Below are 5,034 nucleotides of genomic sequence, written 5' to 3' on the forward strand. Positions count from 1 at the left end.
TCATCGGCCCTCCCCGAGCGCCGCGGGCGCGCCCCCTGGCGCGCCTGGTGACGCCCCCAGCAGCGCCACGGCCGTGAGCGCCACCGGCGCAGTCTCCGCCCGCAGGATCAGCGGACCGAGGTTCGCCGCGACCGCGCCGCGCTCCAGCAGCGCCGTCACCTCGGCCGGCGCCAGACCCCCCTCCGGGCCGCTGATCAGGGTCAGCGGGCTCGGCGCGGACGCCGCTGCGGCGCTGTCACCGAGGACGCCCGCCGCGGGCCTGCCGGCCCGCGGGTCGGCCACCACGGCGCGCCCCTCCCACGCCAACTCGTCGATGGCCACCGGGCCGGTCACGCTCGGCACGCGCGCGCGTCCGCACTGCCGCGACGCCTCCTCCGCCACCCGCGCCAGCCGCTGCAGCTTGGCGGGCGACAGGGCGGTCACGTCGGCGTGGCGGGTGACCAGCAGCACGAAGGCGGCGGCGCCCAGCTCGGTGCACTGCCGCACGACGTCGGCGAGCTTGTCGCCCTTGAGGAGCGCCACGGCGACCGTCACCTCCCGCGTCGGTTCGGCCTCGCTCGGCCGGGCCGGCGCCAGCTCGAGCAGCACCCCGTCGCGGTCGACGCCCGCCACCGTCCCCGCGGCAACGTTGCCGAGGCCGTCGAACGCCTCGACCTCGGCGCCGACCTTGAGCCTGAGCACGTCGCGCAGGTGGTGCGCCTCCGCCCCCCTGAGCGTGACCCGCTCGGCGAGGGGGGCGGGCACGCGGACGCGGTTCAGCCGCAAGGGGCGCCCGCGCGCTCGAACTCGAGCAGGAGCCACTCGCCGTCGCGTTCCTCCCCCGCGGGCGTCAGGCAGCGCGGCGCAGCGCCGACGACGACGTCGCGCCGGTCCGCCAGTATGCCGGTGAGGAGGAGGCGCCCGCCCACCACGAGGCGGCGCGCGTACTGGGGGAACAGGTCGCGGTGCAGCTCGGCGTAGAGGTTGGCCACGATCACGTCGAAGCGGCCGGGCAGGCCCTTGGTGGCGAGGCTCCCGGCCGCGAAGCGCGCGCGGGAGCGGTTGCGGCGGGCGTTGGCGCGCGCCACGGCCACGGTGCTCGCGTCGACGTCGACGCCAAGCGCCCGTTCGGCACCCAACCTGTCGGCCGCGATGGCGAGGAGCCCGCTGCCGCTCCCCACGTCGAGCACCGAGCGACCGGCGAGGTCGAGCCGCGAGAGCGCCGCCAGCGCCAGGCCGGTGGTCTCGTGGTGACCCGTCCCGAAGGCCGCACCCGGGTCGAGCCACAGCACGGTCTGGCCGGCGGCCAGCTCGACGCGCGCGTGGCTCGGCGCCACCACCAGGTGACCGAACGTCACGGGCCCGAGCCCGGCCTGGTAGCGCGCCACGTAGTCGACGGCGGGCACCTCGCTCCAGGTGCCCGCGACGGGAAGGTCCACCTCGGCCTCGAAGTAGGCGATGACGGCCACCCCCTCGAGGTCGTCGTCCTCTTGCACCCCGAGGCAGCCGAGGTCCCAGAGCGCCGCCAGCTCGGGCGACTCGCCGCTCAGCCCCGCGATCCTGACGGCCTTCAAGCGACCACCTTGGGCGGCGTCAGGCGCGCGTCGCGCGTGACGATCTCGAAGCCGAGGCGTTCGCCCTCCAGCAGGTAGAACTCGATGTCGGCGGAGCGGGTGCCGCTGCCGAGGCTGCGGCGCGAGTGATCGCCGGTGGCGGTGAGGATCATCGTCTCGGCGAGGCAGGCGGGCACGTTGCCGTCGCCGAAGCGCAGGTCGATGCGGCTATGCATGCTGCCGGGCGGCCGCACCACGCCGCCGGGCACGAGCTCGACGCCGGGCACCTCGCGCACGCTGTCGTCCACGTCGGCCGGGCGACCGAGGTCGTAGACCCAGGCGCCCGGCTTCACGTGGTGCGCGAAGATGACCGGGTCCGGGTCGGAGGTGGCAGTGAAGATGAGGTCGGAGCCCGCCACCGCGTCGACGTCCGTGGTGGCCAGGAAGCGCGTGCGCGGGTACTTCTTGCGCAGGCTCTCCGCCGAGCGGTTGAGGCGCTCGCGGTCGCGGCCGACGAGCACCACCTCGCCGACCTCCGGCGCGATCATGCGCGCCACGCCGAAGGCGACCACGCCGTTGGCGCCCACCACGGCGGCGCTGGCCGTCTTGAGGCTGCCGCCCTGCGCCTTGAAGCGCCTGAGAAGCCCGGGCACAGCGGCCTTCACGGTGGCCGCCGTGTAGGCGCCGCCGTTGGTGACGACGATCTCGGGCACGGCCTCCTGCACGGCGGCGCCCTTGTCGCCCACCGTCGACCAGAACGCGCCCAGCCCCACCACCTCGGCGCCGAGCCGGTGCGCGAAGCGCGCCCCCTGGATGGCAATGCGCAGCGCGTCGTCGGGGTTGGTGCGGAACTGGTCGGGGAGGAGCGGCGCGGAGATGAGGAGCACGCGCAGCTTGCGCCCGTCGGCCAACTCGATCCCCTCGATGACGCCGTGGAACTGCGGCCGGATGTTGAGGAAGAGCCGCTTCAGCCACCGCTCCGGCAGGATGCCGGGGCGCACGAGCGTCTCGACCACCCACCTGAGCCAGCGGCTCGAGCGCGGTTGCCACACGTCGTCGTACGTGAGGGGGTGCACCATGAAGGCGCACAGCACGGTGTTGGGATCGAGGCCCCGCACGGGCGGCGGGGCGCCGAGGCGCGCCTCCGTGCCGTCGTTGATGCGGTTGATGGCCTGCCGGTGCCGCCACGCGACCAGCGCTGCCGTTACGAGCGTGGTGAGGCTCGGCGCCAGGCCGACCAGGCCGTAGGCGGCGGCTATCAGGCCCATGCCCGCCAGGGCGGCGAGACCGGCCACGCTGGCGAGCGCCACGTAGCCGCTCAGGGCGAGCACCACGGCGTAGACGGCCACGGCGGCGGCGGGCAGCCAGAACGGCAGCGCACCGAGGCCGAAGAGGGCGGCGAGCGCCCCCACCACCACGCCGTTGCCCCGCCCGCGCGGCACGGCCGCGAGGCGCCTGACGGGCAGGGGGTGCAGGTGACCGAAGAGCACGCCGAGGAAGGCGGCGCCGGCGGCGGCGGCGAGGTCGAGGGGCGCGACGGCGAAGAGGCTCGTGAAGCTCCCCAGCCCCGTGAGCGACCACGGCGTCTCGACGCGCAGGCCGAGCACGGGGTCGAGCATCAGGCTGGTGGCGCCGCTGGCGGCCACCATGGCGAGCGCGCCCAGCATGACCCCGAGGGCCCCCTTGAGCACGTCGAGCACGAACGAGCTGACCGCCACCCACGGGCCGACGAGCTTGTAGACGTTCTCGACCCCGAGCAGGTGCGGGTTGACGTCACGCGGGTCGAACCCGGAGGCCGCCTGCACCAACCAGGCGCCCAGCGGCAGCGAACCCACCACGTAGGCGACTAACAGCGGCAGCACCCAGGTCGTCAGGAGCACCATCAGGCCGTCATTCTACCCGCCCGCCGACCGGCGAAGACCCCGCGGCGGCGGCCGGCCAGGGAGCGGACCGCGGGTAAGATGCCAGGCGTGGAGACCCGCACGCCCCCGCACAACATCGAGGCCGAACAGAGCGTCCTGGGCAGCATCCTGCTCGACAACGAGGTGTACGGGAACCTCGAGGGCACGCTCACGGCGGAGCAGTTCTACAAGGAGGCGCACCGTAAGGTCTTCAGGGCCATGGAGCGCCTGCACCGCCGCGGCGAGCCGATGGACCTGGTTACCCTCACGGAGGAGCTGCGCCAGGCGGGCGACCTCGAGGGGGTCGGCAGCGTCGCCTACCTGGTGGGCCTGGTCGACTCGGTGCCCACGGCCGCTTACGCGGAGAGCTACGCGCGCATCGTGCACGAGAAGGCCACCCTGCGCGACCTCATCGGGGCGGGCGGGCGCATCATGCAGGCGGCCTTCGACCAGTCCGGCCCGCTCGAGGAGGTGCTGGACGCCGCCGAGAAGGCCGTGTTCGACCTCACCACCCGCAAGCGCCGCTCGAACTTCGAGGGCATGCGCACGCTCGTGACGCAGACGTTCCAGGAGATCAACGAGCGTTTCGCCAACCCCAACCCGGTGTCCGGGCTGAGGGTGGGCTTCAAGGAGCTCGACAGCATGACGGGCGGCCTGCAACCCGCCAGCCTCAACGTCCTCGCGGCGCGCCCCTCGATGGGCAAGACGGCGCTCGCCCTGACCATCGGCCTCAACGCCGCCCTCAAGGAGGGCGCCGCCGTCGGCATCTTCTCGCTCGAGATGTCGGCCGTGCAGCTGGTGCAGCGCATGCTCTGCGCCGAGGCGCGCGTCGACATGACGCGCGTGCGCTCCGGCAACCTCAACGACCGCGACTTCCAGCGCCTGGCCGACACGGCGGGGCGGATGTCGGAGGCGCGCATGTTCATCGACGACCACTCCGACATGACCGTCATGGAGCTCCGCTCGCGCGCCCGCCGCCTGCAGGCGGAGCACGGGCTCGACCTGCTCGTCATCGACTACCTGCAGCTCATGTCGGGAAGCGCGCGCAGCACGAGCGAGAACCGGCAGCAGGAGATCTCGGCCATCTCGCGCGGGCTCAAGGGCCTGGCGCGCGAGCTCGACGTGCCCGTCCTGGTCCTCTCCCAGCTGTCGCGGGCCGTGGAGTCGCGGCCCAACAAGAGGCCGATGCTCTCCGACCTGCGCGAGTGCGTCACCGGCGACACCCTCGTCAACCTGGCCGACGGGCGGCTCGTGCCCATAGCCGACCTGGTCGGGCACGCCCCCGAGGTCCTGGCCATGGACGGAGCGGAGCGGATCGTGGCGGCGAGGAGCGAGACGGTGTGGCGCGTGGGCGAGCGCCCCGTGTTCGCCGTCCGCCTCGCCAGCGGCCGCACCCGGCGCACCACGGCCGAGCACCTCTGGTACGCGGCCGGCGGCTGGACGCCGCTGGCCCGTCTGGCGCCCGGCGCCCGCGTCGCCCGCGCCGGCAGGCTGCCCGAGGCGCCGACCTCGAGCGGTGTGGCCCAGCGGACGCGCGCCGCCGTGGGCGCGTCCGCGGCGGCCGTAGCGGCAGCGGCGCGCCCGGCGGCAGCGGCGCGCCC

At 74.4% G+C, this 5,034-nt stretch carries 4 protein-coding genes; 1 reads left to right on the top strand and 3 read right to left on the bottom strand.

What is annotated here, in order from left to right; genetic code table 11:
* The 3 genes from H3C53_13200 to H3C53_13210 are packed head-to-tail and all read right to left on the bottom strand — an operon-like array spanning position 1 to position 3,415.
* Positions 1-765, bottom strand: coding sequence for a 16S rRNA (uracil(1498)-N(3))-methyltransferase (locus H3C53_13200; GenBank protein MBW7917623.1), 765 nt, complete (start codon positions 763-765; stop codon positions 1-3).
* On the bottom strand, positions 756-1,553 hold the full coding sequence (locus tag H3C53_13205) for a 50S ribosomal protein L11 methyltransferase (GenBank protein MBW7917624.1): 798 nt from the start codon (positions 1,551-1,553) through the stop codon (positions 756-758). Before H3C53_13205 ends, H3C53_13200 begins: the two co-directional genes overlap by 10 nt.
* Positions 1,550-3,415 carry a glycerol-3-phosphate acyltransferase gene (locus H3C53_13210; protein ID MBW7917625.1) on the bottom strand — a complete coding sequence of 622 codons (1,866 nt, stop codon included), beginning with the start codon at positions 3,413-3,415 and terminating at the stop codon, positions 1,550-1,552. The genes H3C53_13205 and H3C53_13210 overlap by 4 nt, the downstream gene beginning before the upstream one ends.
* Before the next feature lie 78 nt (positions 3,416-3,493).
* Here H3C53_13210 and dnaB point away from each other — a divergent pair.
* The coding region (gene dnaB / locus H3C53_13215; GenBank protein ID MBW7917626.1) for a replicative DNA helicase at positions 3,494-5,034 on the top strand (1,541 nt) is incomplete at its 3' end.

This window comes from Trueperaceae bacterium (genome assembly GCA_019454765.1).
GTDB lineage: Bacteria > Deinococcota > Deinococci > Deinococcales > Trueperaceae > JAAYYF01.

Coding starts and splice junctions, on each gene's coding strand:
- H3C53_13210 (MBW7917625.1), bottom strand. CDS start 3,415: ATGGTGCTCCTGACGACCTGGGTGCTGCCGCTGTTAGTCGCCTACGTG.